This is a genomic window from Microbacterium sp. bgisy207 (assembly GCF_057706855.1).
Window position 1 is genome coordinate 205,476 of record NZ_JBYIPB010000003.1, and the last position, 25,577, is coordinate 231,052.

The 25,577-nt window shown below is 67.1% G+C and carries 22 protein-coding genes, 3 tRNA genes and 1 other RNA gene; 10 read left to right on the forward strand and 16 right to left on the reverse strand.

The annotated features are described in order from the left end of the window. Positions 1–33: 33 nt before the first annotated feature. From rnpB to AC3ENO_RS04120, 3 genes are all read right to left on the reverse strand, one after another. An RNA gene (rnpB, locus tag AC3ENO_RS04110) (RNase P RNA component class A) lies at positions 34–392 on the reverse strand. A gap of 55 nt (positions 393–447) precedes the next feature. After that, entirely contained in the window at positions 448–1,179 is a 732-nt protein-coding gene (locus tag AC3ENO_RS04115; protein ID WP_434969338.1) for a zinc ribbon domain-containing protein, read from the reverse strand. A gap of 1 nt (position 1,180) precedes the next feature. After that, positions 1,181–1,253: transfer RNA gene (locus AC3ENO_RS04120), tRNA-Val, on the reverse strand. Between the two features lie 208 nt (positions 1,254–1,461). Here AC3ENO_RS04120 and aceE point away from each other — a divergent pair. From aceE to AC3ENO_RS04150, 6 genes are all read left to right on the forward strand, one after another. Next, entirely contained in the window at positions 1,462–4,191 is a 2,730-nt protein-coding gene (gene aceE / locus AC3ENO_RS04125) for a pyruvate dehydrogenase (acetyl-transferring), homodimeric type (protein ID WP_434969339.1), read from the forward strand. Between the two features lie 10 nt (positions 4,192–4,201). Then, a complete protein-coding gene (locus tag AC3ENO_RS04130; RefSeq protein WP_434969340.1) occupies positions 4,202–5,419 on the forward strand; it encodes a PucR family transcriptional regulator in 1,218 nt (405 codons plus the stop codon). A gap of 85 nt (positions 5,420–5,504) precedes the next feature. Beyond that, positions 5,505–6,440, forward strand: a complete 936-nt coding sequence (locus tag AC3ENO_RS04135; protein WP_434969415.1) for an ACP S-malonyltransferase — start codon at positions 5,505–5,507, stop codon at positions 6,438–6,440. Then, positions 6,437–7,438, forward strand: a complete 1,002-nt coding sequence (locus AC3ENO_RS04140; protein WP_434969341.1) for a beta-ketoacyl-ACP synthase III — start codon at positions 6,437–6,439, stop codon at positions 7,436–7,438. The genes AC3ENO_RS04135 and AC3ENO_RS04140 overlap by 4 nt, the downstream gene beginning before the upstream one ends. 93 nt (positions 7,439–7,531) lie before the next feature. Further along, positions 7,532–7,780 (forward strand): acyl carrier protein, encoded by a 249-nt coding sequence (locus AC3ENO_RS04145; RefSeq protein WP_195691493.1) that lies wholly within the window; start codon positions 7,532–7,534, stop codon positions 7,778–7,780. Between the two features lie 52 nt (positions 7,781–7,832). Then, entirely contained in the window at positions 7,833–9,068 is a 1,236-nt protein-coding gene (locus AC3ENO_RS04150; RefSeq protein ID WP_434969342.1) for a beta-ketoacyl-[acyl-carrier-protein] synthase family protein, read from the forward strand. Positions 9,069–9,220: 152 nt separating this feature from the next. Here AC3ENO_RS04150 and AC3ENO_RS04155 read toward each other — a convergent pair whose 3' ends face one another. Next, positions 9,221–9,724: a DUF3145 domain-containing protein gene (locus AC3ENO_RS04155; protein WP_434969343.1), complete on the reverse strand. Its 504-nt coding sequence runs from the start codon at positions 9,722–9,724 to the stop codon at positions 9,221–9,223. A 257-nt stretch (positions 9,725–9,981) separates the two neighbouring features. Here AC3ENO_RS04155 and AC3ENO_RS04160 point away from each other — a divergent pair, with 257 nt between their 5' ends. After that, a complete protein-coding gene (locus tag AC3ENO_RS04160; protein WP_434969344.1) occupies positions 9,982–11,574 on the forward strand; it encodes a flotillin domain-containing protein in 1,593 nt (530 codons plus the stop codon). Positions 11,575–11,720: 146 nt separating this feature from the next. Here AC3ENO_RS04160 and AC3ENO_RS04165 read toward each other — a convergent pair. Together AC3ENO_RS04165 and AC3ENO_RS04170 are read right to left on the reverse strand one after the other, a co-directional pair. Continuing rightward, positions 11,721–11,794, reverse strand: a tRNA-Ile gene (locus AC3ENO_RS04165). Positions 11,795–11,822: 28 nt separating this feature from the next. Next, the gene (locus AC3ENO_RS04170; RefSeq protein ID WP_434969345.1) at positions 11,823–12,830 is read right to left on the reverse strand and encodes a DMT family transporter; all 1,008 of its coding nucleotides are present in this window, start codon (positions 12,828–12,830) and stop codon (positions 11,823–11,825) included. Between the two features lie 56 nt (positions 12,831–12,886). Here AC3ENO_RS04170 and def point away from each other — a divergent pair, with 56 nt between their 5' ends. Then, positions 12,887–13,453, forward strand: a complete 567-nt coding sequence (gene def / locus AC3ENO_RS04175) for a peptide deformylase (RefSeq protein ID WP_434969346.1) — start codon at positions 12,887–12,889, stop codon at positions 13,451–13,453. A 22-nt stretch (positions 13,454–13,475) separates the two neighbouring features. On the opposite strand, the gene AC3ENO_RS04180 is transcribed toward def, so the two are convergent. From AC3ENO_RS04180 to dusB, 5 genes are all read right to left on the reverse strand, one after another. After that, positions 13,476–13,551, reverse strand: a tRNA-Asn gene (locus tag AC3ENO_RS04180). A 96-nt stretch (positions 13,552–13,647) separates the two neighbouring features. Next, entirely contained in the window at positions 13,648–14,436 is a 789-nt protein-coding gene (locus tag AC3ENO_RS04185; protein WP_434969348.1) for an ATP-binding cassette domain-containing protein, read from the reverse strand. Positions 14,437–14,487: 51 nt separating this feature from the next. Next, a complete protein-coding gene (gene dnaG / locus AC3ENO_RS04190) occupies positions 14,488–16,386 on the reverse strand; it encodes a DNA primase (RefSeq protein ID WP_434969350.1) in 1,899 nt (632 codons plus the stop codon). Between the two features lie 7 nt (positions 16,387–16,393). After that, entirely contained in the window at positions 16,394–17,710 is a 1,317-nt protein-coding gene (locus AC3ENO_RS04195) for a deoxyguanosinetriphosphate triphosphohydrolase (protein ID WP_434969351.1), read from the reverse strand. Further along, the gene (dusB, locus tag AC3ENO_RS04200; RefSeq protein ID WP_434969352.1) at positions 17,703–18,866 is read right to left on the reverse strand and encodes a tRNA dihydrouridine synthase DusB; all 1,164 of its coding nucleotides are present in this window, start codon (positions 18,864–18,866) and stop codon (positions 17,703–17,705) included. Before dusB ends, AC3ENO_RS04195 begins: the two co-directional genes overlap by 8 nt. A 71-nt stretch (positions 18,867–18,937) precedes the next feature. On the opposite strand from dusB, the gene AC3ENO_RS04205 reads away from it, so the two are divergent. Next, complete coding sequence (locus AC3ENO_RS04205; RefSeq protein WP_434969353.1) at positions 18,938–19,447, forward strand: glutathione peroxidase; 510 nt, start codon at positions 18,938–18,940, stop codon at positions 19,445–19,447. An 18-nt stretch (positions 19,448–19,465) separates the two neighbouring features. Here AC3ENO_RS04205 and AC3ENO_RS04210 read toward each other — a convergent pair whose 3' ends face one another. The 5 genes from AC3ENO_RS04210 to recO all read right to left on the reverse strand — a co-directional run bounded on the left by AC3ENO_RS04210 (position 19,466) and on the right by recO (position 24,792). Then, positions 19,466–19,936 (reverse strand): hypothetical protein, encoded by a 471-nt coding sequence (locus AC3ENO_RS04210; RefSeq protein ID WP_434969354.1) that lies wholly within the window; start codon positions 19,934–19,936, stop codon positions 19,466–19,468. 229 nt (positions 19,937–20,165) lie between these two features. Further along, on the reverse strand, positions 20,166–21,557 hold the full coding sequence (gad, locus tag AC3ENO_RS04215; protein ID WP_434969355.1) for a glutamate decarboxylase: 1,392 nt from the start codon (positions 21,555–21,557) through the stop codon (positions 20,166–20,168). Positions 21,558–21,644: 87 nt separating this feature from the next. Then, complete coding sequence (gene gadC, locus AC3ENO_RS04220) at positions 21,645–23,087, reverse strand: glutamate/gamma-aminobutyrate antiporter GadC (protein ID WP_434969356.1); 1,443 nt, start codon at positions 23,085–23,087, stop codon at positions 21,645–21,647. Positions 23,088–23,224: 137 nt separating this feature from the next. Next, positions 23,225–24,037 (reverse strand): isoprenyl transferase, encoded by an 813-nt coding sequence (locus AC3ENO_RS04225; protein WP_434969357.1) that lies wholly within the window; start codon positions 24,035–24,037, stop codon positions 23,225–23,227. Further along, positions 24,034–24,792: a DNA repair protein RecO gene (gene recO / locus AC3ENO_RS04230; RefSeq protein WP_434969359.1), complete on the reverse strand. Its 759-nt coding sequence runs from the start codon at positions 24,790–24,792 to the stop codon at positions 24,034–24,036. Before recO ends, AC3ENO_RS04225 begins: the two co-directional genes overlap by 4 nt. 36 nt (positions 24,793–24,828) lie before the next feature. Here recO and AC3ENO_RS04235 point away from each other — a divergent pair, with 36 nt between their 5' ends. After that, positions 24,829–25,554 carry a trimeric intracellular cation channel family protein gene (locus tag AC3ENO_RS04235; RefSeq protein WP_434969360.1) on the forward strand — a complete coding sequence of 242 codons (726 nt, stop codon included), beginning with the start codon at positions 24,829–24,831 and terminating at the stop codon, positions 25,552–25,554. Positions 25,555–25,577: the final 23 nt, after the last annotated feature.

Sequence of the window (25,577 nt, forward strand, 5' to 3'; positions counted from 1 at the left end):
AACCCGGCTCGCGCGATCACGCGAGCCGGAGGGCGAATGGGCCGGCCTGTACGCCGGGTTCTGTTCGGGAGCTGACGCTCCGTCGACGGTCATCTCTCTCGGCGACGCGTTGCCGCGCCGCTCTAGCGGCCTACCCGGGGACTCGGCGAGCAGCGTCGTCATCCCCTGTCTGGCCTTGCTCCGGACGAGGTTTACCGTGCGGGTCGTGTCACCACGACTCCGGTGGTCTCTTACACCACCCTTTCACCCTTACCGGGACGGGCCCGGCGGTCTGCTTTCTGTGGCACTGTCTCGCGGATTGCTCCGGGTGGGTGTTACCCACCGCCCTGCTCTGTGGAGCCCGGACGTTCCTCGGCGCGGCCTCACCGCGACGCGACCGTCCGGCCGACCCATTCGCACCGCCGAGTCTACGCGGCGAGCATCGCCGCATGACACGCCGTGCTCCGGCTAGAGACCGGATTCCTCCGTGCGGACAAGGATGCAGCCGCACTCGGGGCACGTCACGACAGCGTCCGGTGCAGCGGTGCGCAGCGCGCTGAGGTCGCTCCCCGCGAGCACCATGTGGCAGCCTTCGCAGGTCTGTCGGCGCAGGAGCGCAGCGCCGGCGCTTCGCTGCGCGAGCTTGTCGTAGAGCCCGAGAAGGTCGGCAGGAACGGTCGCGGCAACAGCGTCCCGGTCTCGCGCCGCTGCCGCTTGGTCGGCCTGGGCCGCGGCAACGGCCGACTTCGCGGCGGCGCTGAGGTCAGCGCCTTCCTCATTGATATCCCGAAGCCGCGCTTCGAGCTGCGCGACGACTTCTTCCGCTGCTTCGGCGCGCTCCATCGCGTCAAGATCAGCGTCTTCCAAGTCGCTCTTGCGCCGCGCGAGGGCCGCAAGCTCGTGCTCCAGACTCTGCGCTTCTTTCGCGTTGGCCGAGTCCGCAAGACGCGCCGCGTCGCGCGCGATGCGGGCTTCGACGACCTTGAGGTCGTCATCCAATCGCCGCTGCTCCGCGCGGACGTCGTCGACGTCGCCGCGAGCACGGACGAGCTCCTGATTGAGCTCGGTGCGTGCCTGCATCAGCTCCGAGACTCTCGCGGCCTGCTCCGGTGAACGCGCCGCAGCGGCAGCGACGCGGATGCGTGTGTCGAGAGCGGCGATCTCAAGAAGACGACGCTGATCGTCGGGGCTCGCGTTCATGTGGGCCCTGCCGGGATCGAACCGACGACATCCACGGTGTAAACGTGGCGCTCTACCAGCTGAGCTAAAGGCCCTCGATGGGAGTCTACGGTGCAGACACGCCATCCACCGTTTCGGCGTCTGCGGCACCGTTGCCCCACCGCTCCAACCGGATGCGGGAATCGCTAGGCTGGGTCGTGGTTCGCCGTACCGACACGTGTCGAACCAGACCCTGCGGTGCTCACCCTGCAACGCACGGCCGCCAGTTCGTGGCACACCCTGCCCGTCGAAGAAAGGTTTCACGTGACCGTCAACGATCAGGATCCGTACTCGCAGGGCCCGCTCGACAGCGACCCCGAAGAGACCGCGGAATGGCAGGAGTCCCTGCAGCAGCTCGTCTCGGCCAAGGGCCACGGGCGCGGCCGGGAGATCATGCTCAGCCTGTTGCAGACCTCGCACGAGCTTCAGTTGAATGTCCCGCAGGTTCCGACCACGGACTACATCAACACCATTTCGCCGGATGCCGAGCCCGAGTTCCCCGGCGATGAGGAGCTCGAGCGGCGCTACCGTCGCTGGATCCGGTGGAACGCCGCCATCACGGTGCACCGCGCGCAGCGCCCCGGCATCAGCGTGGGCGGTCACATCTCCACCTACGCGTCGTCGGCCTCACTGTATGAGGTCGGGTTCAACCACTTCTTCCGCGGACCCGATCACCCCTCCGGCGGCGACCAGGTCTTCATCCAGGGGCACGCGTCGCCGGGAATCTATGCACGATCTTTCCTCGAGGGGCGCCTCACGGAGGCGCAGCTCGATGGGTTCCGGCAGGAGAAGTCCGCGGCACCCAACGGCCTGCCGTCGTATCCGCACCCCCGTCTCATGCCTGACTACTGGCAGTTCCCGACCGTGTCGATGGGACTCGGCCCCATCAACGCGATCTACCAGGCAATGGCGAACAAGTACCTCACCAACCGCGGGATCAAGGATGTCAGCGACAGCCATGTCTGGGCATTCCTCGGTGACGGCGAAATGGACGAGGTCGAAAGCCGGGGCCAGCTGCAGGTGGCGGCAAACGAAGGCCTCGACAACCTGACGTTCGTGATCAACGCGAACCTCCAGCGCCTCGACGGCCCGGTGCGCGGCAACGGCAAGATCATCCAGGAGCTCGAGAGCTTCTTCCGCGGCGCCGGCTGGAATGTCATCAAGGTGGTCTGGGGTAGCGGATGGGACGAGCTGCTCGCGAAGGACACCGACGGCGCCCTCGTGCACCTCATGAACACGACGCCGGATGGTGACTTCCAGACCTACCGCGCCGAAGACGGCGCCTTCATCCGCGAGCACTTCTTCGGGCGCGACGAGCGCACGGCCGCGCTCGTGAAGGACTGGTCCGATGAAGAGATCTGGGGCCGACTGCGCCGAGGCGGTCTGGATTACCGCAAGGTGTACGCCGCGTACAAGGCCGCGATCGAACACAAGGGTCAGCCGACGGTCATCATCGCCAAGACGATCAAGGGCTACGGTCTCGGTCACCACTTCGAGGGGCGCAATGCGACGCACCAGATGAAGAAGATGACGCTCGAGGACCTGAAGCACTTCCGCGACTCGATGCGCATTCCGATTTCGGATGCCCAGCTCGAAGAGAACCCCTACCTGCCGCCGTACTACAACCCCGGCCCCCAGGACGAGACGATCCAGTACATGATGGAGCGCCGTCGGGCACTGGGAGGTTTCCTCCCGCAGCGCCGCACCTCGCACACGGCGATCACCCTGCCCGGCGACGACGTGTACGCGCTGCCGAAGAAGGGATCGGGTACGCAGGAGGTCGCCACGACGATGGCGTTCGTCCGCCTGCTGAAGGATCTGCTGCGCGCCAAGGGCTTCGGCAACCGCATCGTGCCGATCATCCCGGACGAGGCGAGAACCTTCGGGATCGACGCCTTCTTCCCGACGCAGAAGATCTACAACCCCCACGGCCAGAACTACACGTCGGTCGACCGTGATCTGCTGTTGGCGTACAAAGAAAGCCCGCAGGGGCAGATCATGCACGTCGGGATCAACGAAGCCGGCGCGGTTGCCGCGTTCACGGCGACCGGAACCTCGTATGCGACGCACGGCGAGCCCCTCATCCCCGTCTACGTCTTCTATTCGATGTTCGGCTTCCAGCGCACCGGTGATGCACAGTGGGCCGCCGGCGACCAGATGGCGCGCGGCTTCGTGATCGGTGCGACGGCGGGTCGCACGACACTGACGGGCGAGGGACTGCAGCACGCGGACGGGCACTCGCAGCTTCTGGCGTCGACGAACCCCGCGACCGTGTCCTACGATCCCGCGTTCGGGTACGAGATCGCCCACATCGTGCAGTCCGGCCTGGAGCGGATGTACGGAGGCCACCACCCGGACCCCGACGTCATGTACTACCTCACGGTCTACAACGAGCCGCTGGTCCAGCCCGCGGAGCCCGAGGGCGTCGATGTCGAGGGGATCGTGCGCGGTATTCACCGGATCGCGACTGCGGAAGGCGACGGTCCGCGCACCCAGCTTCTGGCATCGGGAGTGGGGGTGCCGTGGGCACTGGAGGCGCAGCAGCTGCTGCGCGACGACTGGGGTGTTCAGGCTGACGTATGGTCGGTCACGTCTTGGTCGGAGTTGCGTCGCGACGGCCTGGCCGCCGATGAGCACAACTTCCTGCACCCCGACCAGGAGCCGCGCACCGCCTACATCACGCAGAAGCTGCGGGACGCGCAGGGACCGGTCGTCGCGGTGAGCGACTTCATGCACGCCGTGCAAGATCAGATCCGCCCGTGGGTACCGGGCCGGTTCGCGACGTTGGGCGCGGACGGCTTCGGCTTCTCGGACACGCGTCCGGCGGCGCGTCGCTTCTTCAAGATCGACGGCCCGTCGATTGTGGTGCGCGCGCTCCAGTCGTTGGCAGAGGACGGCGCGGTCGATCGATCGCTCGCTGCCCAGGCGATCGAGAAGTATCGCCTGCACGATGTGTCCGCGGGAACGAGCGGGAACGCAGGCGGGGAGAGCTGACGCCCCGGCCATGACAGCTCACCCCACCGACAAAGCCGAGACCCTCGCGTGGCTACGACGCATCTCGGGTGATCTCGCCACGGCAACCATCCAGCGACTTGAGCAGAGTCTGCCCTGGTACTCCGAGATGCCGCCGGCGCGCAGATCGGCGGTGGGACTGGTGGCACAGGCGGGGATCACCTCATTCATCCAGTGGTACGACGACCCCGAATCGACCCCGTGGATCGCGGCGGACATCTTCGCTGCGGCACCGCGGGAGTTGTTGCGAAGCGTGAGCCTGCAACAGACGCTGCAGCTCATCCGCGTCTCTGTCACGGTCACGGAGGAGCGGATCGCGAGCAAGAGCGAGAGCCTGCGCGAAGCGATCCTGCTCTATTCCCGTGAAGTCGCCTTCGCGGCCGCAGACGTCTACGCCCGCGCGGCCGAAGCCCGCGGGCTGTGGGATGCGCGCCTGGAGGCGCTCGTGGTCGACTCGATCCTCACCGGCGAGACCGACGAGGAGCTGCCCAGCCGCATCGCGGCTCTCGGCTGGCATGGTCACGGCGAGGTCGCTGTGCTGGTGGGAACGACACCGCCGCAGTTCGATGTCGATCAGCTGCGGCGCACCGCGCGCAAGCTCGGCGTCGACGTTCTCATCGGCGTGCAGGGATCTCGGCTCGTGCTGGTGATCGGGAGGTCCGAACCTTCACCCCGCTCGGAGGAGCCGGAACCGGACCTGCCCTTCCCCGAGATCGCCCGCCGGCTCGAGCCCGGGTTCGGTCCGGGCTACCTCGTGCTCGGGCCCGCCGTGCCGGCGCTCGTGGACGCAAGCCTGAGTGCGCGCGCGGCGCTCGCAGGATTCGCGGTGGCGCGCGCCTGGCGCCACGCGCCCCGCCCCGTCGAAGCGGACGACTTGCTTCCTGAACGCGCGCTCGCCGGTGATCCTCTGGCCAAGCAGACCCTGATCGAGCGCATCTATCGTCCGCTTCAGGCGCACTCCACGGATCTGGTCACGACGCTGTGGAGTTACCTCGACAACGGCCGTTCCCTGGAAGCGACTGCCCGCGAGCTGTTCGTGCACCCCAACACGGTGCGCTACCGCCTCAAGCGGGTCTCCGAGGTCATCGGTTGGGACGCGACCGGGCCCCGCGAGGCGCTCATCCTGCAGACAGCCCTCATCCTCGGGTCCATGGGCGCAGAATCCGTGAGGCGTCGACCGGCAGCACTGCACCGTCGGGTCTCCGCGTGAGGGTGTAGACCCGCGACAAACGATGACCGGGTTTCTCGGTGATCGTCTCCAGAATGCCCTCCAGACACACTGGCAGGATGGGATGGTGATCATCGCTGTCTTCCCGGGTCAGGGCTCCCAAACACCCGGCTTCCTCGAGCCGTGGCTCGAGATCGAGGGGGTACGCCCCCGCCTCGAGCAGTTCTCGCAATGGGCGGAGGTCGACCTCATCGAGGCCGGCACCGAGGCGGACGCCGAGGCGATCAGAGACACACGGGTCGCGCAGCCGCTCATCGTGGCCGCGTCACTTCTGTCCTGGGAACTGTTGACGGCTCGTCATCCGCGCGGGTTCGACGGCGTCGCCGGGCACTCGGTCGGCGAGTTCGCCGCGCTCGCGGCTGCGGGAGTGATCGAGCCCGAGGACGCGCTTCGGCTGGTCGGCATCCGCGGGCGCGCGATGGCCGACGCAGCGTCGCTCACCGAGACCGGGATGAGCGCCGTGATCGGCGGGGACCAGTCCGCCGTCGAGGCGCGGCTGGCAGAGCTGGGCTTGACTCCCGCGAATTTCAACGGCGGAGGTCAGATCGTCGCCGCGGGCGCCGCATCCGCTCTCGCGGCGCTGGCCGCCGAGCCTCCGGCGGGCACACGCGTCATCCCCCTGTCGGTCGCCGGCGCCTTCCACACCCACTACATGGCGCCCGCTGTTGAGGTTCTGCGATCAGCTGTCTCCGCTGTGAGCGCGTCATCCCCCACGGTCACTCTGTGGACCAACCGCGACGGCTCGGTCGTCGCCGACGGAACCGAGGCACTCTCGTTCGTCGTGGACCAGATTGCCTCCCCCGTGCGATGGGATGCGTGCATGAGCGCCTTTGCCGCGGTGGGTGTGACCGGGATCATCGAGTTCGCTCCCGGCGGCACGCTTGTCGGGCTCGCAAAGCGGGCTCTGCGGGGAGTACCCTCGGTCGCGGTCAAGACTCCCGGCGACCTCGAGGCAGCTGTCGATCTGCTCGCCCCCGCAGCCACTCAAGGAGAATCCGAATGAGCGCGACGCTCCGCCAGCCGCAGGGCGCGGCCCATACCCGCATCTATGCCTATGGCGCGGCCCGAGGCGAGCGGGTCGTCCCGAACGACGAGCTGGTCGGGCCGATCGATTCGAGCGACGAGTGGATCCGTCAACGTACGGGCATCGTGACCCGGGTGCGCGCGGTCGAGACCACGACCGCGATCGATCTCGCAACGGATGCCGCCGCCGAAGCGGTCGCCTCCTCAGGCCTCCGGCCCGAGCAGATCGACGCCGTGGTCGTCGCGACGATCTCCAACCCGAGACAAACCCCGTCGGTGTCGGCGATCGTCGCAGAACGGATCGGCGCAAAGGATGCCGCCGCCTACGACCTCAACGCGGCGTGCGCCGGTTTTGCCTACGGCGTGGCGCAGGCGGACGCGCTGATCCGCGGCGGCGGAGCGCACTACGCGGTCGTGATCGGCGCGGAGAAGCTCAGTGACATCGTCGACCCGACCGACCGCTCCATCTCCTTCCTTCTCGGTGACGGTGCCGGCGCCGCCGTCGTCGGCCCCTCCGACACCCCCGGAATCGGGCCGACAGTGTGGGGTTCGGACGGCTCGAAGGCGGACGCCGTCACCATGAATCACACCCTCACCGAATTCCGCGATGGTCTCGCACCGTGGCCCACGCTCCGCCAGGAGGGACCCACCGTGTTCCGCTGGGCGGTCTGGGAGATGGTCAAGGTCGCCCGGGAGGCACTCAACGCGGCGGGAGTGGAGGCATCCGATCTCGCGGCGTTCGTGCCCCACCAGGCGAACATGCGTATCATCGACGAGTTCGCCAAACAGCTTGGTCTTCCCGACTCGGTGATCATCGGGCGCGACATCGAGACGACCGGCAACACTTCCGCCGCGTCCATCCCGCTCGCGACGCATCGCCTCTTGTCGGAGCACCCCGAACTCAGCGGTGGACTCGCCCTGCAGATCGGTTTTGGCGCGGGTCTCGTGTACGGCGCGCAGGTCGTCGTGCTCCCGTGACGCGCCGTTCCCGAACTCTAGACTGACAGGACGACCTCGCCCGAGGTCGGCACTGACCGCAACCCACCCACAACAACCCAGAGGGAGACACCCATGGCACTCACGAACGACGACGTCCTCGCAGGACTCGCCGAACTCATCACCGACGAGACGGGCATCTCGGCCGACGAGGTCGCCATGGAGAAGTCGTTCACCGACGACCTCGACATCGACTCGATCTCGATGATGACCATCGTCGTCAACGCCGAGGAGAAGTTCGGCGTGACGATCCCCGACGACGAGGTGAAGAACCTCAAGACCGTCGGCGACGCGGTCACCTACATCACGTCGAACCAGGCGTAACGTCCGTCCCCGGTGGGGGCACCGCCCCCACCGGACCGTCCCTGAGGTCTCCATGAGCAGTTCACGCATCGTCGTCACCGGTATCGGCGCCACCACGCCCATCGGCGGAACCGCGCCCGAATCCTGGTCCGCATTGCTCGCCGGCGAATCCGGCGCGCGCACCCTTGAGCACGAATGGGTCGCGCAGTACGACCTGCCCGTCACGTTCGCGGCCTCCGCACGCGTCCCTGCCGACACCGTTCTCGCCCGACCCGAAGCCAAGCGGCTCGATCCGTCCTCGCAATATGCGCTCGTCGCGGCACGCGAAGCGTGGGCGGATGCGGGTGCGCCTCAGGTGGATCCCGAGCGGCTGGGTGTCGACTTCGCCACCGGCATCGGTGGACTCTGGACGCTCCTGGACGGGTGGGACACACTTCGTGAGAAGGGTCCGCGTCGGGTCATGCCGATGTCTGTCCCGATGCTCATGCCGAACGCGCCGGCGGCCGCGATCTCGATGCATCTGGAGGCGCGAGCGTATGCACGCACCGTCGCTTCGGCCTGCGCATCCAGCACCGAGTCCATCGTCAACGCGGTCGAGCACATTCGGCTGGGCCTTGCCGATGTCGTGATCGCGGGCGGCACGGAGTCGGTGATCCACCCGATCACCCTCGCCGCCTTCTCGTCGATGCAGGCTCTCTCGCGCCGCAACGACGACCCCGCGCACGCATCCCGTCCCTACAGCATCGACCGAGACGGCTTCGTGATGGGAGAGGGTGCGGCCGCCCTCGTCTTGGAGACCGAGGAGCACGCGCGGGCGCGGGGCGCCCGGATCTACGCCATCGTCGCCGGCGGAGCCGTCACCGCCGACTCGTACCACATCACCGCTCCCGAGCCCGAGGGTCTCGGAGCGTCTCGTGCCGTACGGCAGGCGCTGGAACAGGCCGACGCCTCCACGGAGGACGTCACACACATCAATGCCCACGCCACCTCGACACCGACGGGCGACATCGCCGAGTACAAGGCGCTGCTCTCGGTGTTCGGAGACCGCGTGCACGAGATCCCGGTCTCTGCGACCAAGGCCTCGACGGGCCACCTGCTCGGAGGCACCGGGGCGCTCGAGGCGGTCTTCACGGTACTGGCGCTGCACCACCGGCTCGCTCCCCCGACGATCAACATCTCGGAGCAGGACCCGGAGATTCCCCTGCGTGTCGGCGCGGCAGTCCCGCTCGGTGAGGGCGATCACATCGCCATCAGCAACTCCTTCGGATTCGGCGGACACAACGCCGTCGCGGCGTTCCGCAGCGTCTGAGCACACGCGCAGGTCGAGGCCCTTTCGGAGAGGACCCCGCGCAGCGTCATCCGCGGGGTCCTCTCCGCCTCACCGGGTGCCAGCACGCTCTCCCAGGGCCGGGACTTCGTCGACCGGCGTCCGGTACGCGCGCAACCAGCACGCGGAGTGTGTCAGCCCACCTTGTGCAACCAGACCACGGTCGCGTCATCGCTGGCGTGACGGAACGGCTCGAGCTCGTCGTCCCACGCCGAGCCCAGAGCGACCTGAAGCTCACGCTGCATCTCTCGGATGTCGCGCACGCCGAGATCCATCGCGTACCGGATGCGGTCCTCCCCCACGACGACGTTGCCCGCGGCATCCGTCTGCGCATGATGGATGCCGAGATCAGGCGTGTGCATCCAGCGCGCACCGTCGGATGCCGCAGAGGGATCTTCGGTCACTTCGAAGCGCAGGTGCTCCCAGCCGTGCATGGCGGAGGTGATCGCCGCGCCGGTTCCGGCGGGGCCTGACCAGAAGTACTCGGCTCGACGCGCCCCAGGCAGCACGGGCTGGTCAACCCAGTCGAAACTCACCGCCCGCCCGAGCGCGCGTCCCACCGCCCACTCGAGGTGCGGGCACAACGCCCGTGGCGCGGAGTGAATCATCACCACACCGCGCGTCATTGATGTAGCCATATCGATCTCCGTTCTGAGGTGCGTCTTCCCCAACGACCTCAGGAGATCTGTGGCTGTTCTGTTGTCGCGCCCATTATCGCCCGCACGGCCGCGAATGACAAGCCTGTCATTCGCGCTGCACGCGGGATCAACGCCCGCCGCCGGGGGCTTTCCCGGGGGCGTCTCTGTCTGACAGGCTGATCCCGGGGGGCCACACACGCGACTCTCGATGCGCGGTCTTGTCGCTGCGCGCATCCGTCACAACGAAGGAGAAGTCCATGGAGGCAGCCGGACTCGTCGGCATTCTGATCATTGTCGGCATCGCCGTCGTCGCAGCCATCATCATCGCGCTGATCGGCTTGCTGCTGGCTAAGGCCTGGATCAAGGTCGCGCGCGCTGACGAGGCGCTCGTGATCTCGGGACGGAAACAGCGAGTGCAGTACACCGTGATGGATGCCGACGGCACGAGCCGGTCGGAGATGTCGGAATCGCCGGTGACGGTCATTGTCAACGGAAAGTCACTGGTCAATCCGATTACCCAGCGTCACGAGATCATCTCGCTGCGTTCTCGCCAGGTCTCGCTGAACGCGGAGGCGCAGTCGCTGGATAACGTCACGCTCAACGTGGACGGCGTCGCGATCGTCAAGATCGGCTCGGATCCGTTGTTCGTACGCCGAGCTGCCGAGCGCTTCGCCTCTCAGGACAAGGCCATCGAGCAGTTCACCACGGAGCAGCTCGAGGGCGCCCTTCGTGGCATCGTCGCGACCTTGTCGGTCGTGGAACTCATGCGGGAGCGCAAGAAGTTCTCCGACCAGATCGCTGTCGATGTCTCGCACGAGCTCGCTGAGCAGGGACTCATCCTCGATTCCTTCCAGATCAAGGGGATCACCGACGCGATGGGCTACATCCAGTCCCTCGGCGCGCCAGAGATCCAGGCGAAGCGTCAGGCCGCGGAGATCGCGCAGACGAACGCCGACCGCGCGATCAACCAGAAGATCATCGCCAACCAGGAAGCGAACCTGATCGAGCAGACGGCCCTCGACACCAACACCGCCAACGCGGACGCGGGGGTCGGCCGAGCTCGGGCTGAGGCGGAGCAAGCCGAGCAGCTCGCTCGCGCACAGGCCGAACAGGCCGTGCTGCAGCAGCAGGCCGAGAACCGGCAGGCCCAGCTGGATGCCGACGTCAAGCGTGTCGCCGACGCCCAACGCTACGAAGCCGAGACGCGAGCGCAGGCCGACCTCTACACGCGTGAGCGCGCAGCTGAAGCTGCCGCGATCGAGAAGGTCAAAGAAGCGGAGGCTCGCACCCGCATCGCCGAACAGCAGGCCGAGGCGGATCGCGCCCGCGCTGCCGGTGAGGCGGCTGCTGCCGAAGCGCGCGCAGCAGGTGAGGCCAGCGCGCTACGCGCGCTCGCGGATGCGGAGGCGACGGCACGTCGCCTCCGGGCAGAAGCCGAGGCCGATGCCATCCGCGCTGAGGGTCAGGCCCGTGCCGAGTCGATCGAGGCCGAGGCCGAGGCCATCGCCTCGAACCAGGAGGCGATTCTGTCGCAGCGCGTCCTGGATGTGCTGCCCTCGATCATGGCCGAGTTCGCGAAGGGGTACTCGGCGATCGGCAACGTCTCGATCGTCGGCGGCGGGTCCGGCGACGCCGGCGCGTCTCACGTCCTCGGCGCCGACAGCGCAACCGCCATGAAGTCGGTTTTCGACAGCGTGCAGGCGGCGACGGGGATCGACCTGGCCTCCATCATCCAGGGACAGGCAGTTGGGCGCGCGTTCGGGGCGGGCATGACGGATGCTGCTGCCTCCGAGCCTGCTCCTGCCGCCGCACCGCGGCGTGCCGCGAAGCCGGCGGGGTCTTCCTCGTAGGGCGGGTGGGACTTGTCCCTTTCGCCCCTCCGCGCCCCGCTCCGCGGGACCCGGAGCCTCCGGCGAACGGGGCCCACCCACCAGGCGCGTTCGCGACGACACCCCCACAACGAGGAAAACCCCACCCGAGGGCGGGGTCTTCCTCGTAGGGCGGGTGGGACTTGAACCCACGATCGTCGGGTTATGAGCCCGCTGCCTTGACCAGCTTGGCCACCGCCCCCTGGAGAATCAGCGTACCGGGAGTGGGCTCAGCGCGTGGTCGCCGGCCCGTCCGAAGGTGTGTCGTCGCTTGAGCTTCCGCGCGTGAAGGGCAACTCGAGACTGTCGCTGATGACCTGCGGATGGTTGCGCGCGAGGCTGATGACCCCATAGATCGCGAGGGCACCGGCCACACCGAATCCGATGAACGCCCACAGCGGCGCCGTCTCGGCCTCTTGCAACACGACGAGTCCGATCACGACGGCCACGATCGGGTCGATGACGGTCAGTCCCGCGATGACCAAGTCCGGCGGTCCCAGACTGTAAGCGGTCTGCACGAAGTACGCGCCGACGGCGACGGCGGCGATCAGCGCGACGACACACAGCAGCGTGAGCCAGTCGAAGTTCTGATCGCGGATGCGACTGAGCACGACTTTGGCCAGGGTCGCGACGAATCCGTAGAGCACTCCGGACGCGACGATGTAGAAGAGCGCCAGGCCATGCTTGCGCAGCACGACCCACAGGACGGCGAAGACGACGATCGTGACGGCGAGCAGGCCGAGAATGACCAGCAGCTGCGCCTGCGTCACCGGACGCTCGGTGGCAAAGAACGCCGCGATCGTCACGAATATGAAGATGCCTCCCACCGCCGCAACGATCGAGCGAATCGATTGTCGAGTCGGACGGTGCCCGCTGATGCGCGCATTCAGGAGCGTCGTGATCACGAGGGAGATCGCGCCCAGCGGCTGCACGAGGATCAGCGGAGCGACCGAGAGCGCAGCGAGCTGACATACGATCGCCAACCCGAGCATCACCGTGCCCGCAAGCCAGGAAGGACGACGCAGCAGATTCACCAGATGGTTGCGATCCAGGCCGTTGCCTCCGGAGCGCCCCGTGACTTTCTCAACCTTCTGGACACCCCGGTACTGGTACTGCGCACCGAAGGACATGAAGACCGCGCCGAGCAGCGCGAGCGGGATCCCTGCGAGGATCGCGGGGTCACGGAACGCCTCGGTGATCTGGTCGGTCACGTTTGCCGACACGGTCAGGAGGAGCACCTCTTGACCCTATCCCGGCGGCGGCCAGACGCCGTGTGTCTCAATAGGCTTGTCGCATGGCTGTTCTCCCGATCCGCATCATGGGCGATCCCGTCCTCCACGCCCCCGCCGCTACGGTGGACGAGATCACCGACGACATCCGCCGGCTGATCGACGACATGTTCGAGACGATGGATGCCGCACCTGGCGTGGGGCTGGCCGCACCCCAGGTCGGCGTCGGATTGCGGATCTTCACCTACAGCTACAGCGATGACGACGGCGCTCCGTGGCGAGGCGTGGTCATCAACCCTGAACTCTGGATCGCTCCCCTGGAGCCGGGTGAGCCCGATCCCGATGAGGAGTCGGAGGGCTGCCTGTCGTTCCCGGGTGAACGGTTCCCGCTGCGTCGCTCTGAGCGCGCCCGGGTGACCGGGATCGATCTCGACGGCCAGCCCGTCGGCATTGAGGTCGACGGGTGGCGCGCCCGTATCCTGCAGCACGAGTTCGACCACCTGAACGGCGTGCTGTACCTCGATCGCCTCGATGATCGCGATTGGCGGACCGCGCAGAAGATCGCCCGCAAGCAGGGCTGGGGCACGCCGGGTAACTCGTGGATGCCGGGAGTCGACGACCTCGACGCCTGACCGAAGGGCGGGTGAAGTTGAGTGGCTCCCCGGCTTGGACTCGAACCAAGAACCTATCGGTTAACAGCCGATTGCTCTGCCAATTGAGCTACCGAGGAATATGGCTGCCGCAGCGGGCAACCCCACTATCTTAGCAAAGCCGACGGGCTCTCAACGACGCAGGGTGGCATAGGGAGGTCGCGGGCGCGACACGCTCAGGACACGACGAAACGCCGGTCTGCCTCAGCGCTCGGCGTCCAGATGAGATCGTTCGTGCCATGCCCGAACGCGACGACGTGCCCACCTCGCAACACGAGGACGTTCGCGTCGAGTTCCTTGACCGCCTCGGGATCGTGCGTGGAGATCACGGCAGCCATACCGGTGTCATCACGGCGACGGGTGATCGCTTCGCGCGCCGCTTTGCGAACCTCGACGTCGAGATTCGCGAACGGCTCGTCGGCGACGAGGATCCGCGGATCGACGACGAGGGCACGAGCGAGCGCGACGCGCTGTCGCATTCCCGCGGACAGTTCGTAGGGGAATTTACCGGCAAGGCCCAGCGGCAGCATCAACTCGTCGAGCAGACCTGCGACTCGGATGGCAAGCGCCTTCTGGTTGACCCGTCGCTCCCTCGAGGTGATCGGCTCGGCGATCACCTCCGACACCGTAAGCCGGGAGGGCAGGTGCGCGCCCGCCGCTTGTGGCAGGTAGCCGGCGTAGTAGGTCAACTCGCGGATAGCCCGCCCCGGGCGTCGGACGGAGATCCCATCCACGAGAGCGTCTCCCCCGGTCACCGAGACACCATCGTGGGCACGACCGGCGAGCACGGACAGCAAGCTGGACTTTCCGGCGCCGGTCGGCCCCATGAGCGCCAAGACGGACCCGCGCGCGACGGTGAAGGTGATGCCATCGATGAGCTTGTCGGTTTCGCCGCGACCGGTGTGACTGATGGACAGGTCTGAGCACACGATCGCCGCTTCTGTGGCTCGGCGGCGAGGAGACATACCCTCATCCTGCCTTGCGCCGCCGCTGGGATCCAGTCTGGACCGCACGAATCAGCGTTCGATCTCGCCCGTCCAGCGTTGACGTTCGATATCGAGTTCACGCAGGTGGAGCCGTATCCGGCGTCCCTCGTCGGATTCCGGTGGCACCCGCTGCACTGCCCGAACGAGGTCCGCCTTCTCGGAATCGATGCCTCTCACGATGAGCCTGCGCATGAGATCGGATGCCGAGGCTGCAGCATCCGTCTCCCCCAGCGCAGGGAATGCCGCCATGAGCAGTTCCGATCCCAGTGCGCGGTAGGGCTCCCGAATCGTGTCCACGGCTGCCACCGCCCACCCGGCGCGGGTGTAGTCCGGCGCATCGACCACGGCGGCACGGACGGCGTCGAGCGCCGGATGCCGAAAGGGCGCGCCCAGGGCTCGACGCACGGTTGCGTCGTCTAGGCGGTGCCCGAACTGGAGCGCAGCCATCAGCGCATCGCGTTCGATGACGACGTCTCGGGTGCGCGGCAGAGACGCAATCGTCGGAACAAGCACCGGCGTCGCGACCGCGGGCGCACTCTCCCCCGGGGGCCGCTGAGGCGAACCTGGCGCCTCGTCTCGACCGCGACGCGGGCTCGAACCTCCCGCATCGCGGGATCTCGAGGCCCGTGAGACGGCGGCGCTCACTTCCTCGATGTCCAGGCCGATCCGCCGGGCGAGCACCCGCGTGTATCCGGGGCGCAGGGACGGGTCCCGGATGTCTGCCACGACCGGTGCCGCCGCACGAAGCGCGGCAGCACGCCCTTCGACGGTCGCGAGATCGTACTGCCCGAGACGCTGGTCGATGACGAACTCGAACATCGGCGATTTCGCCGACATGAGGGCACGGACCGCATCATCCCCACGAGCAAGCCGCAGGTCGCACGGATCCAGCCCGTCAGGAGCGACCGCAACGTACGTCTGCGCCGAGAAGCGCTTCTCGTCGGCGAACGCGCGAAGGGCCGCCTTCTGCCCGGCGGCATCCGGATCGAACGTGAACACAACCTCGCCACCGCTCGAGTCGTCACCCATCACACGCCTGAGCACAGTGATGTGCTCACTACCGAACGCCGTCCCGCAGGTGGCGATCGCCGTCGTGATCCCGGCCAGGTGACACGCCATCACGTCCGTGTAGCCCTCGACGACGACGACGCGGTGCTCCCGCGAGATGTCGCGCTTGGCGAGATCCAGACCGTACAGCACCTGCGACTTGCGATAGATCGGGGTCTCGGGAGTGTTCAGGTACTTGGGCCCCTGATCGTCCTCCAGGAGGCGCCGGGCACCGAACCCGACGACTTGGCTCGTGATATCACGGATCGGCCAGATGAGGCGGCCTCGGAACCGGTCATAGGTGCCGCGCTGCCCCTGGGAGAGCAGACCGGCCGCCGACAACTCCGCGATAGTGAAGCCCTGGGCCGTCAGGGCATCCGAGAGGTTCGACCACCCCTTCGGCGCGAAGCCCACTCCGAAGTGCGCGGCGGCGGCGGCATCGAATCCGCGTTCACCGAGGAATCGACGCCCGATGTCCGCTTCCGGGGTGGACAACTGCGCACGGAAGTACTCGGCTGCCGCAGCATTTGCCGCGTACAAGCGGCTCCGTCCGGAGTTCTCGGGAGCAGTTCCGCCCTCTTCATAGTGGAGGGTGTACCCGATTCTTCCCGCAAGACGTTCCACCGCCTCGGTGAAGCTCAGGTGATCCATCTTGCGCAGGAACGAGTACACGTCTCCCGACTCACCACAACCGAAACAGTGATAGAAGCCGACCTGCGGCCGGACATGGAAGCTCGGGCTGCGCTCATCGTGGAAGGGGCACAGTCCCTTGAGAGATCCGACGCCCGCGGACTTCAAGGCGACGCGTTCACCGATCACGTCGGCGATGTTGGTTCTCGCCTTCACCTCGTCGATGTCGGCCTGAGCAATCCGTCCTGCCATACGGTCCCTACCGAGTCCGGGTCGACGCGCCCGGTGTCCAGATGCCGAGAGAGGCGGCATCCACCTCGCCCACCAGCCGTCCGTGCCACGATATGGCGTGCTGATCGGTGAGGCTGGCGACCTGATCGACAACGGTTCGCCGCCGCTCGCGATCACTGAGGGCCCGGTCGAAGTCCTCGCGGTGGACGGCATCGAGCTCGTGAGGGTTCTCCCACAGTGCGGTCGCCAAACGCTTCAGCAGGCGTCGCTGCTCCTTGTAGAGCGCCTTTCGCCCGTCGATGCTCACCACCACAGCACCAATGATGCCCTTGAGCACCCCCATCTCGGCTTCGATGACCCGCGGAACGACCACGTGAGCGTGGAAGCGCGTGAGTTCGGGGCCGCCGGCGGCGTCGCGAGTGGCTGTCACCGCGGCACGCGCGAAGCGCCCGATGAGGTCGCTCGTGAGGTTCTTGAGTCTCGCAAGGTCGGAACGGGTGCCCGAGAATGTCGTCACCCACTCGGGCATCCGCATCAACCGGAACAGGGCATCCTCGAGTTCGTCCCGAGCGAAGTCGTACCCCACCCATGTCTGGATGGCGTGAATGAGAGCGGAGTGCTCCGCGGAATCAGCCAGTCGAGCGGGATCCAGATAGCCGTTGACGATCGCGTCCTCGAAGTCGTGCACCGAGTACGCGATGTCGTCGGAGAGGTCCATGACCTCCGCCTCGATGCAGCGGACGCGCCCGGGAGCACCCTCGCGCATCCACGCGAAAACCGCCTCGTCCTCCTCGTACACGCCGTACTTGAGTCGCCCCCCCGGATCCGGAAGCGGATGCTCCGAGGTCCACGGATACTTGCACGTCGCATCGAGGCTCGCCCGTGTGAGGTTCAGGCCGTGGCTCCGACCGGTCGCATCGATGACCTTGGGTTCCAGGCGAGACAGGATGCGCAGGGTCTGCGCGTTGCCCTCGAACCCGCCGATGTCCTCAGCCCAGTCGTTGAGCGCACGCTCTCCGTTGTGACCGAACGGAGGGTGGCCGAGGTCGTGGCTCAGACACGCGGTATCGACGACATCGGGGGCGAGCTGCAGTGCCGAGGCGAGTTCGCGGCCTACCTGGGCTACCTCCAGCGAATGGGTCAAGCGGTTTCGCGCGAAGTCGGCGGGGCTCGCCGGGCTCAGGACCTGAGTCTTCGCCGCGAGCCGGCGCAGCGCCGCCGAATGCAGCACCCGCGCACGGTCGCGCGCGAAACCGTCCCGCTGCGACCGATGCCGTTCTGCGTAGAAGCGCTCGGCATCCGCATCCGTATAGCCCGGGTGCACCGGCCGCTCGCGGTCAGCCACCGCTGTGGTCCAACTCGGCGTCCGCGAGGGCGTCGGACTCGACGCCGTCGAGCTCCGTGGACTCAAGCCATCTGTCGGGAAGCGCCGGCCGTTTCGGGCTGCCCGCGCGCCCACGCTGTCCTTCCGCGGCACGGCCCGGGTACGGCGCATCGAGATCCAGCTCCTCGAGAAGGCCATCGATCTCGTGAATCGTTGACACCGTCGCCAGCCGCGCCCGAAGGTCGCCCCCTACCGGGTAGCCCTTGAAATACCAGGCGACGTGCTTGCGGATGTCACGGCATCCGCGTCCCTCGTCCTCGAAGAATTCGACCAGGAGTTCAGCATGGCGGCGGAAGGCGCGGGCGACGAAACCGAGCGTCGCGTCGACGGGTGGAGATGCCTCGACGTCGAAGGCGCGCGCCAACTCTCCGAACAGCCAGGGTCGCCCGAGACACCCGCGGCCGACCACGACGCCGTCGCAGCCGGTTTCGGCCATCATCCGGACGGCATCGTCGGCAGCCCAGATATCCCCGTTCCCGAGCACAGGGACCGATGTCACGTGCTGCTTGAGCCGCGCGATCGCCTCCCAATCAGCCTCGCCGGAATAGAACTGAGCGGCCGTGCGGGCGTGGAGCGCGACAGCGGCGACCCCCGCATCCTCGGCGATTCGTCCCGCATCGAGGTAGGTCAGATGGTCGTCATCGATGCCTTTGCGCATCTTGACGGTGACCGGAATGGGGCCCGCGGCGGCGACCGCTCTGGTCACGATCTCGCGGAAGAGCCCGAGCTTCCAGGGGAGCGCCGCCCCGCCGCCTTTCCGGGTGACCTTGGGCACGGGGCATCCGAAGTTCATGTCGATGTGGTCGGCGCGGTCTTCCTCGACGAGAACCCGCACCGCGGCCTCGACGGTGCCCGGATCCACTCCGTACAACTGAATGGACCTCGGTGTCTCTGACTCGTGATGCGTGATGAGCCGCATGGTCGTCTCGTTTCGCTCCACGAGAGCGCGAGAGGTGATCATCTCGCTCACGTACAGCCCGGCACCGTACTCGCGACACAGGCGGCGAAACGCCGTGTTGGTGATTCCCGCCATGGGCGCCAACACCACGGGGGCATCTACCGTGATCGGTCCGATGCGCAGCGGCGCAGCGGACGTGGTGTGGAGGGCGGATGGCATCCTCCCATTGTCCCAGACCTCAACGGCACTGAACCGCTCCGGTGGTCAGGCGCGCCGCTAGCCTGAGGAGTATGACCGACGTGCAACAGGAGTCTCTCCGCGATATTCCTTTCACCACCGCAGACGGCGGTACCGCAACGCTGTCCGATTACGGCGACGGGGTCGTCATGGTCGTCAACGTCGCCTCCAAGTGCGGACTCACTCCACAGTATGAACAGCTCGAGCAGTTGCAGAAGACGTACGGTGATCGCGGGTTCACCGTCATCGGGTTCCCCTGCAACCAGTTCATGGGCCAGGAGCCGGGGACGATGGAAGAGATCCTCGACTACTGCGCAACGACCTGGGGCGTGTCGTTCCCGATCGCCGAAAAGGTCAAGGTCAACGGCTCGCACGCAGCGCCGCTCTACAAAGCGCTGAAGCGGGCGCCGGATGCCGAGGGCAAGCGCGGTCCGGTGCTGTGGAACTTCGAGAAGTTCGTGCTGACGCCGGACGGGGTCGTCCACCGCTTCCGACCCACGACCAAGCCCGACGATCCGGCCATCATCCGGGTCATCGAAGACGCGCTCACTCCCAGGTCCTGACCCGCGGGAGGTGCGGGGTCAGTCCGGGGCTGCGCCGACGAAGCGGCGCGCGAGCAGCGCTGCGATGAAGAGGAACACCGCGCCGGCGAATGTCCCCGCGCCGTTCCACGCGGGCTGAAGCGCGTCATTCGACGGAGGTATGACGGAGGTACGCACGGCCGAGAACACGAACGCGACGGAGCCGATGAACGTGAACGTGGTTCCGTGCCAGGTGCGCGCCAGCGGGTCCCACAGCTGGTGCCGACGCGCCGCGGCGAACAGCGCGAGTACCGACGACAGGAGAAAAGCGAGCGACCCCCACACGTCGGGACTCCAGCCCGCCAGATCCGAACCCGACGCGGTTGTCGCGGTGATCAGTGCGGCGACGGTGCTGAGGGTGAACAGGATCGTGCCGACCAACCGGATGACCGCCGCCCACCAGTCCGCAGCGTCCGCAGCGTGGCCACGGGTCGTCGGTGGTCGTCGTCCGCTCAACGCGAGCTCGGTCACGCTTCCCACCATGAAAAAGGCCGAACCCGCGACGAATGTCGCAGCACCCCACACTGGGCCGACCGCGCCCGCGTATGCCGGCAGCGCTCCGACGGCAAACAGCGCGGAGCCGATGAGGAACCCGGTCGATTCTCGTCGAAGGCGGCGTTGCCGACGCGTGCCCCAGATCGAGGCCAGACCGCGCTCGACCCGCGTGCGAGGACCGGTCGGAGCCGCCCTACCCTGTTCCTCAGTGATGGAAGCTGCCTGCCTCTTCCTCGGTCATGGGCACGGAAACCGGGTGTTTGTCGAAGTGCGCGATCGCGTCGCGGTAGTCATCCATCAGCAGCGACGCCTCGTCGCGGCTGAAACCCGCGCGGACGAGAATGCGCTGGACGGCCATGTCCTCACGGTGCGCGGGCATCGTGTAGGCGGGAACCTGCCATCCGCGGGTGCGCAGGCGGTCGGCCAGATCGAAGAGCGTGAACGCGTGGTCGCCCTCTGCGAGTTTCCACGAGACGGCCGGGATACCCTTCTCGGGGCTGCCGTCATTGATGATCTCGAAGTGCCCGAGCTTCGCGATTTCGTCGGCGAGGTACATCGCCGTGTCGTAGCAGGACTGCTGCACGCGGCGGTAGCCTTCTCGGCCCAGACGGACGAAGTTGTAGTACTGCGCGATGATCTGGCCACCGGGGCGTGAGAAGTTCAGGGCGAACGTCGGCATGTTGCCGCCGAGATAGTTGACCTCGAAGATGAGGTCCTTCGGAAGATCGCCGGCATCGCGCCAGACGATCCAGCCCACGCCGAGCGGTGCGAGGCCGAACTTGTGACCCGACGCGTTGATCGACTTCACCCGGGGTAGCCGGAAGTCCCACACGATGTCGGGAGCAGTGAACGGAGCGAGGAATCCACCACTGGCTCCGTCGACGTGAATCGGGATGTCGAGGCCGGTGCGCTCCTGCAGGTCGTCGAGCGCGGCGCTCACCGCTTGGACCGGCTCGAACTGTCCCGTGAAGGTGACCCCGAGGGTGGGCACGACCCCGATCGTGTTCTCGTCGACGCGGGCGATCACCTCGTCGGCGGTCATGATGAGCCGCTCCCCCGCCATGGGGATCTCACGCAGTTCGACGTCCCAGTACCGCGCGAACTTATGCCAGCACACCTGAACCGGACCGCAGATCAGGTTGGGCCGGTCGGTGGGCAGCCCTGCCGCGCGGCGACGCTCGCGCCACTTCCACAGGAGCGCCATCCCGCCGAGCATCGCCGCCTCGCTGGAACCTGTCGTCGAGGTGCCCAGGGTGTCGGCTGCCTCCGGTGAGTTCCACAGGTCGGCCAGGATATGCACGCACCGGGCCTCGATCGCCGCCGTCTGCGGGTACTCGTCCTTGTCGATCATGTTCTTGTCGAGGGTCTCGACCATGAGTTGACGGACCTCGGGCTCGAGCCAGGTCTGGCAGAAGGTCGCGAGGTTCTGGCGCGAGTTCCCGTCGAGCATGAGCTCGTCCGAGACGACCTGATACGCGTGCCGTGCCAGCTGCTCGGAGTCGGGCATCCGGTACTTCGGCAACGACGTCGCCAGCTCGCCCGAGGCGAACACCTCGTCGAACAGCTCTTCTCGAATGGTGTCGCGGCTGTGCAGCATGTCTCAGTCCCCTCGGGTCGTTATGTCGAGTCTGTCAGTGACCGGTGGCGGTTCGCATCGGTCAGAACGCGCGATGGGTCCGCACGCTCACTCGTCCTCGGGATCGTGGACGTGCGAGACCTCGGGATGCACCTTCCACGAGGGCTTGCGCATCGCGTAGAGCACGAACGGCCAGATCCCCAGGACCACGATGCCGCCGACCAGGAAGGCGACGTATCCGATGGGCCCGACCGAACTGCTCGAGGGCTCGACGAACCCGATGAGGAACGCGGCGGCGCTGGCCGCGAATCCGACCCACCCGACGACGGGAAGCCAGGGAACCCGGAATCCGCGCGGCACGTCGGCGTGAGTGCGGCGCAGCCTCATCGCCGCGAGGAACATCACCATGTACATGATCAGGTAGAGCTGCACGGCCATCGCGGAGAAGATCCAGAAGACGCTCTGCACAGACGGGACGACGGCGAACACGATCGCCAGGATCGTGACGATCACGCCCTGGACCAGCATGATCGGCGCCTGCATCCCGTAGCGGTTGGTTCCCTGCAGCGCGGGCGGCAGGTAGCCCTGCCGTCCCACCAGAAGCAGCCCCTTGCTCGGTCCGGGGATCCAGGTGACGACAGAGGCGAGGATGCCGAAGACGATCAGCAGGGACATCACGAGGGTCAGCCACGGAACCCCGAGTTGCTGGAAGAAGACGTCGAAGGCCTGTAGCACGCCCTGCGTGAGATTGATCTTGTCCGCCGGCACTCCCACCGAGATCGCCAAGGTGGGGAGGATGAACACCACGAGGATGATGATCGAGGCCAGCACGATCGCACGCGGGAAATTGCGGCGCGGCTTGTCCATCTCGTTGACGTGCACCGCGTTCATCTCCATTCCGGCGTAAGCCAGGAAGTTGCTGACGATCAGCACGATGCTCGCGAATCCGGTCCACGTCGGAAACCACTGCGCCTCGGCTACCGGCGCCAGGCTGGAGGCGCCACCTCCCGACAGGAACAGCACGGCGAACACGACCAGGGCAAGCGAGGGCACGACGGTTCCGGCGAGGAATCCGACCGTGCTGACGGACGCGAAGGCCTTGACCCCCCGGAACGCGATGAACGTCGACGCCCAATACACGACGAGAATCACCAGTCCGGTGAACAGTCCGTTGTTGGCCAGAGCGGGGTTGAAGACGTAGGCCAGCGCGGTCGCGAAGAAAGCCAGTTGCGCGGGGTACCACACGACGTTCTGGATCCACTGCTGCCAGACGGCGCTGAAGCCCATCCTGTCTCCGAAGGCCTCCTTGACCCAGACGAAGACGCCGCCCTTCCATCCGCTCGCAAGTTCGGCGGCCACCAACGCAACGGGGATCATGAACACGATCGCCGGCAGCACGTAGAGAAAGATCGACGCCCATCCGTAGACAGCCATGGCCGGCAGACCGCGCACGCTCGCCACCGCGGTGGCGATCAGGATGGCCATGGTCGTCCAGGTCATCCCGGTGGCCACGACCATCTTCGTCGGTTCCTGTCGCGTCGTCTCGCCCACGCTGGCTCCCCCGCTCGGTGCATCCGGCGCCATGCCGGGCACATGCCGGTCTACTCCTGCCAGCCACCACGCCCCCAGGGACCTTCGTCCTGCGCCTCGCCGGAACTGATGGCGGCTCACGGCGCAGTCGCACGAGATCAGGCGGTCGGCGCGCCCGGAGTGTCCACCGCCCCACCGAAGCGGCGGTCACGGCGGAGGTAGAGATCGATGGCACGCCAGAGGTCTGTCCGGGAGAAGTCGGGCCAGAGGGTGTCGAGGAAGACGTACTCGGCGTACGCCGACTCCCAGAGCAGGAAGTTGGAGGTACGCTGCTCGCCGCTGGAGCGAACGAAGAGATCGACATCCGGCATGTCGGGCTGATAGAGCCGCCGGGCGATGAGCTTTTCGCTTACCGCCGACGGGCGCAGCCGACCGGCCGCGACGTCGTCCGCGATCGATCGGACGGCATCGACGAGCTCGATTCGTCCCCCGTAGTTGACGCACATCGTCAGAGTGAGCACGCCATTGGCTGCGGTGAGTTCTTCTGCGAACTGCAGTTCCTTGATGACGCTCGACCAGAGGCGGGGTTTGCGGCCCGCCCAGCGAACCCGGACGCCCCACTCGTTCAGCTGGTCACGGCGGCGATGCAAGACGTCGCGGTTGAACCCCATGAGGAATCGCACCTCGTCGGGTGAACGTGACCAGTTCTCCGTTGAGAAGGCATATACGGACAGGTGTTTGACGCCGGCCTGGATCGCGCCGGCGACAACATCCAGGAGTGCCGCCTCGCCTGCCTTGTGGCCCTCGACGCGGGTGAGCCCCTGGCGGTTTGCCCACCGGCCGTTGCCGTCCATCACGATCGCGACGTGATTCGGGACCGAGCCTTTGGGGAAGTCGGGGGGATAGATGCCCGTCCAGTCGATCGGCCGATAGGGAACGGCGTCCCGGTGCGTGTAGGGCTTCGGGCTCATGGCGCAGGCTCCAGGTTGGGTGCGGGCAGCACCACCGTTCCGAGGTGGTCCAAGGAACGGATGCCGCGCTCAAGATGCCACTGGGTGTAGGCCGCGATCAGGCCGGATGCCGCGCCTCCCGCCGCCGCCGACGCCGCGTCGACGACTCCCCACTCCCCCGCCATGAGCGCGCGCAACACGGCGAGCGTCTCGGCGTCCACGCGTGCCGATCCTGCGGGGGCGCAATCTCGACAGACCATGCCGCCGAGCTGAGCGACGAACGAGGGATGCTCGCCAACCCGGCCGCAGCGCGCACAGGCGTCGAGGCCGGGAGCCCACCCCGACAGCGCCATGACTCGCAGGAGATAGGAGTCCAGGATGCTGCGCGACGCGTGATCCCCGCGCGCAAGCGCACGCAATCCTCCCAGCAGCAGCAGATACTGCGACGTGGTGGCCTCCGACTCGCCCAAACGATCCGCGGCCTCGACCATGGCGTGCGCAGCCGTGTATCGGTCGTAGTGCAAGGCGATGTCCGCCCCGTAGGAGCCGAGGCTGTCTGCCTGTTGCACGATGTCCAAGGAACGCCCCTGATACAGGAGGACGTCAGCGACCATGAACGGTTCGAGCCGGGCACCGAAGCGGGAGGACGTGCGACGGACTCCTTTGGCCACCGCGCGGACCTTGCCGTGGCGGCGGCTCAGGAGGGTGACGATGCGATCCGCTTCACCCAGCTTGTGGGTGCGCAAGACCACGACCTCGTCGCGATAGGTGGGCACTCATCGATTATCCCGGCATCGAGCGACAATGGACGGGTGAACGAGCCGCTCTTCGTCATCCCGCTGTGGGCTGATCTGTCCGCCGTGGCGCTGGGCGGCCTGCAGGGCGCGCTGTTCGCATCCGGATTCCGCGGCCAGAGGCGACTCGATCTGCTCGGCGTCGCGATCATCGGAATCGTCATGGGCATGGGGGGCGGGCTCATCCGCGACCTGCTCCTGGTCGTGACTCCCACGACCCTGCAGTCGAACTGGTACCTGCTCACAGCGGTCGCGGCCGCGCTGCTGGGGATGCTGCTCGCAACGGTGCTGGAGCGGGTGAGCTGGCTCATCGTGGGGCTCGACGCGCTCGTCATCGGGCTATTCGGTGCTTTCGGCACCAGCAAGGCGCTCTATCTCGGGCTGCCCGAGGTGCCGGCGATCTTCGTGGGTGTCGCGGCCGCGGTCGGTGGCGGCATCCTGCGCGATGTGCTGATGGGCCTGCCCGTCGCGATCATGCACGTCGGGTCCCTGTACGCGGTCGCAGCAGGCGCTGGATGCGTCGTCCTCACCGTCTCGTTCTCGCTCGGGGCGCCGCTGGCTGCCGCCGCGATCATTGCGGTCGCCGTGACGACAGTCATCCGGCTTCTGGCCGTCGTCTTCGATATCTCGCTTCCCGAGCAACGCGCGCTCTACCGGCGAAAGGTCGCCGTCGAGACCTCGGCAATCACCGTCATCGGCGGCGCCCGAGTAACTGAGGACGACGGCGCGGGAGCCGCCGGATGACCGGCGACCCCCGCCTGCGCTGC

Bases quoted from the DNA above. Each gene is read 5' to 3' on its own strand.
- AC3ENO_RS04205 (WP_434969353.1), top strand. From the start codon at position 18,938: ATGACCGACGTGCAACAGGAGTCTCTCCGCGATATTCCTTTCACCACC.
- AC3ENO_RS04160 (WP_434969344.1), top strand. From the start codon at position 9,982: ATGGAGGCAGCCGGACTCGTCGGCATTCTGATCATTGTCGGCATCGCC.
- AC3ENO_RS04140 (WP_434969341.1), top strand. From the start codon at position 6,437: ATGAGCGCGACGCTCCGCCAGCCGCAGGGCGCGGCCCATACCCGCATC.
- AC3ENO_RS04225 (WP_434969357.1), bottom strand. From the start codon at position 24,037: ATGAGCCCGAAGCCCTACACGCACCGGGACGCCGTTCCCTATCGGCCG.
- AC3ENO_RS04150 (WP_434969342.1), top strand. From the start codon at position 7,833: ATGAGCAGTTCACGCATCGTCGTCACCGGTATCGGCGCCACCACGCCC.
- AC3ENO_RS04185 (WP_434969348.1), bottom strand. From the start codon at position 14,436: ATGTCTCCTCGCCGCCGAGCCACAGAAGCGGCGATCGTGTGCTCAGAC.
- AC3ENO_RS04145 (WP_195691493.1), top strand. From the start codon at position 7,532: ATGGCACTCACGAACGACGACGTCCTCGCAGGACTCGCCGAACTCATC.
- dusB (WP_434969352.1), bottom strand. From the start codon at position 18,866: ATGCCATCCGCCCTCCACACCACGTCCGCTGCGCCGCTGCGCATCGGA.
- AC3ENO_RS04130 (WP_434969340.1), top strand. From the start codon at position 4,202: ATGACAGCTCACCCCACCGACAAAGCCGAGACCCTCGCGTGGCTACGA.
- def (WP_434969346.1), top strand. From the start codon at position 12,887: ATGGCTGTTCTCCCGATCCGCATCATGGGCGATCCCGTCCTCCACGCC.
- gad (WP_434969355.1), bottom strand. From the start codon at position 21,557: ATGCTGCACAGCCGCGACACCATTCGAGAAGAGCTGTTCGACGAGGTG.
- AC3ENO_RS04115 (WP_434969338.1), bottom strand. From the start codon at position 1,179: ATGAACGCGAGCCCCGACGATCAGCGTCGTCTTCTTGAGATCGCCGCT.
- dnaG (WP_434969350.1), bottom strand. From the start codon at position 16,386: ATGGCAGGACGGATTGCTCAGGCCGACATCGACGAGGTGAAGGCGAGA.
- AC3ENO_RS04155 (WP_434969343.1), bottom strand. From the start codon at position 9,724: ATGGCTACATCAATGACGCGCGGTGTGGTGATGATTCACTCCGCGCCA.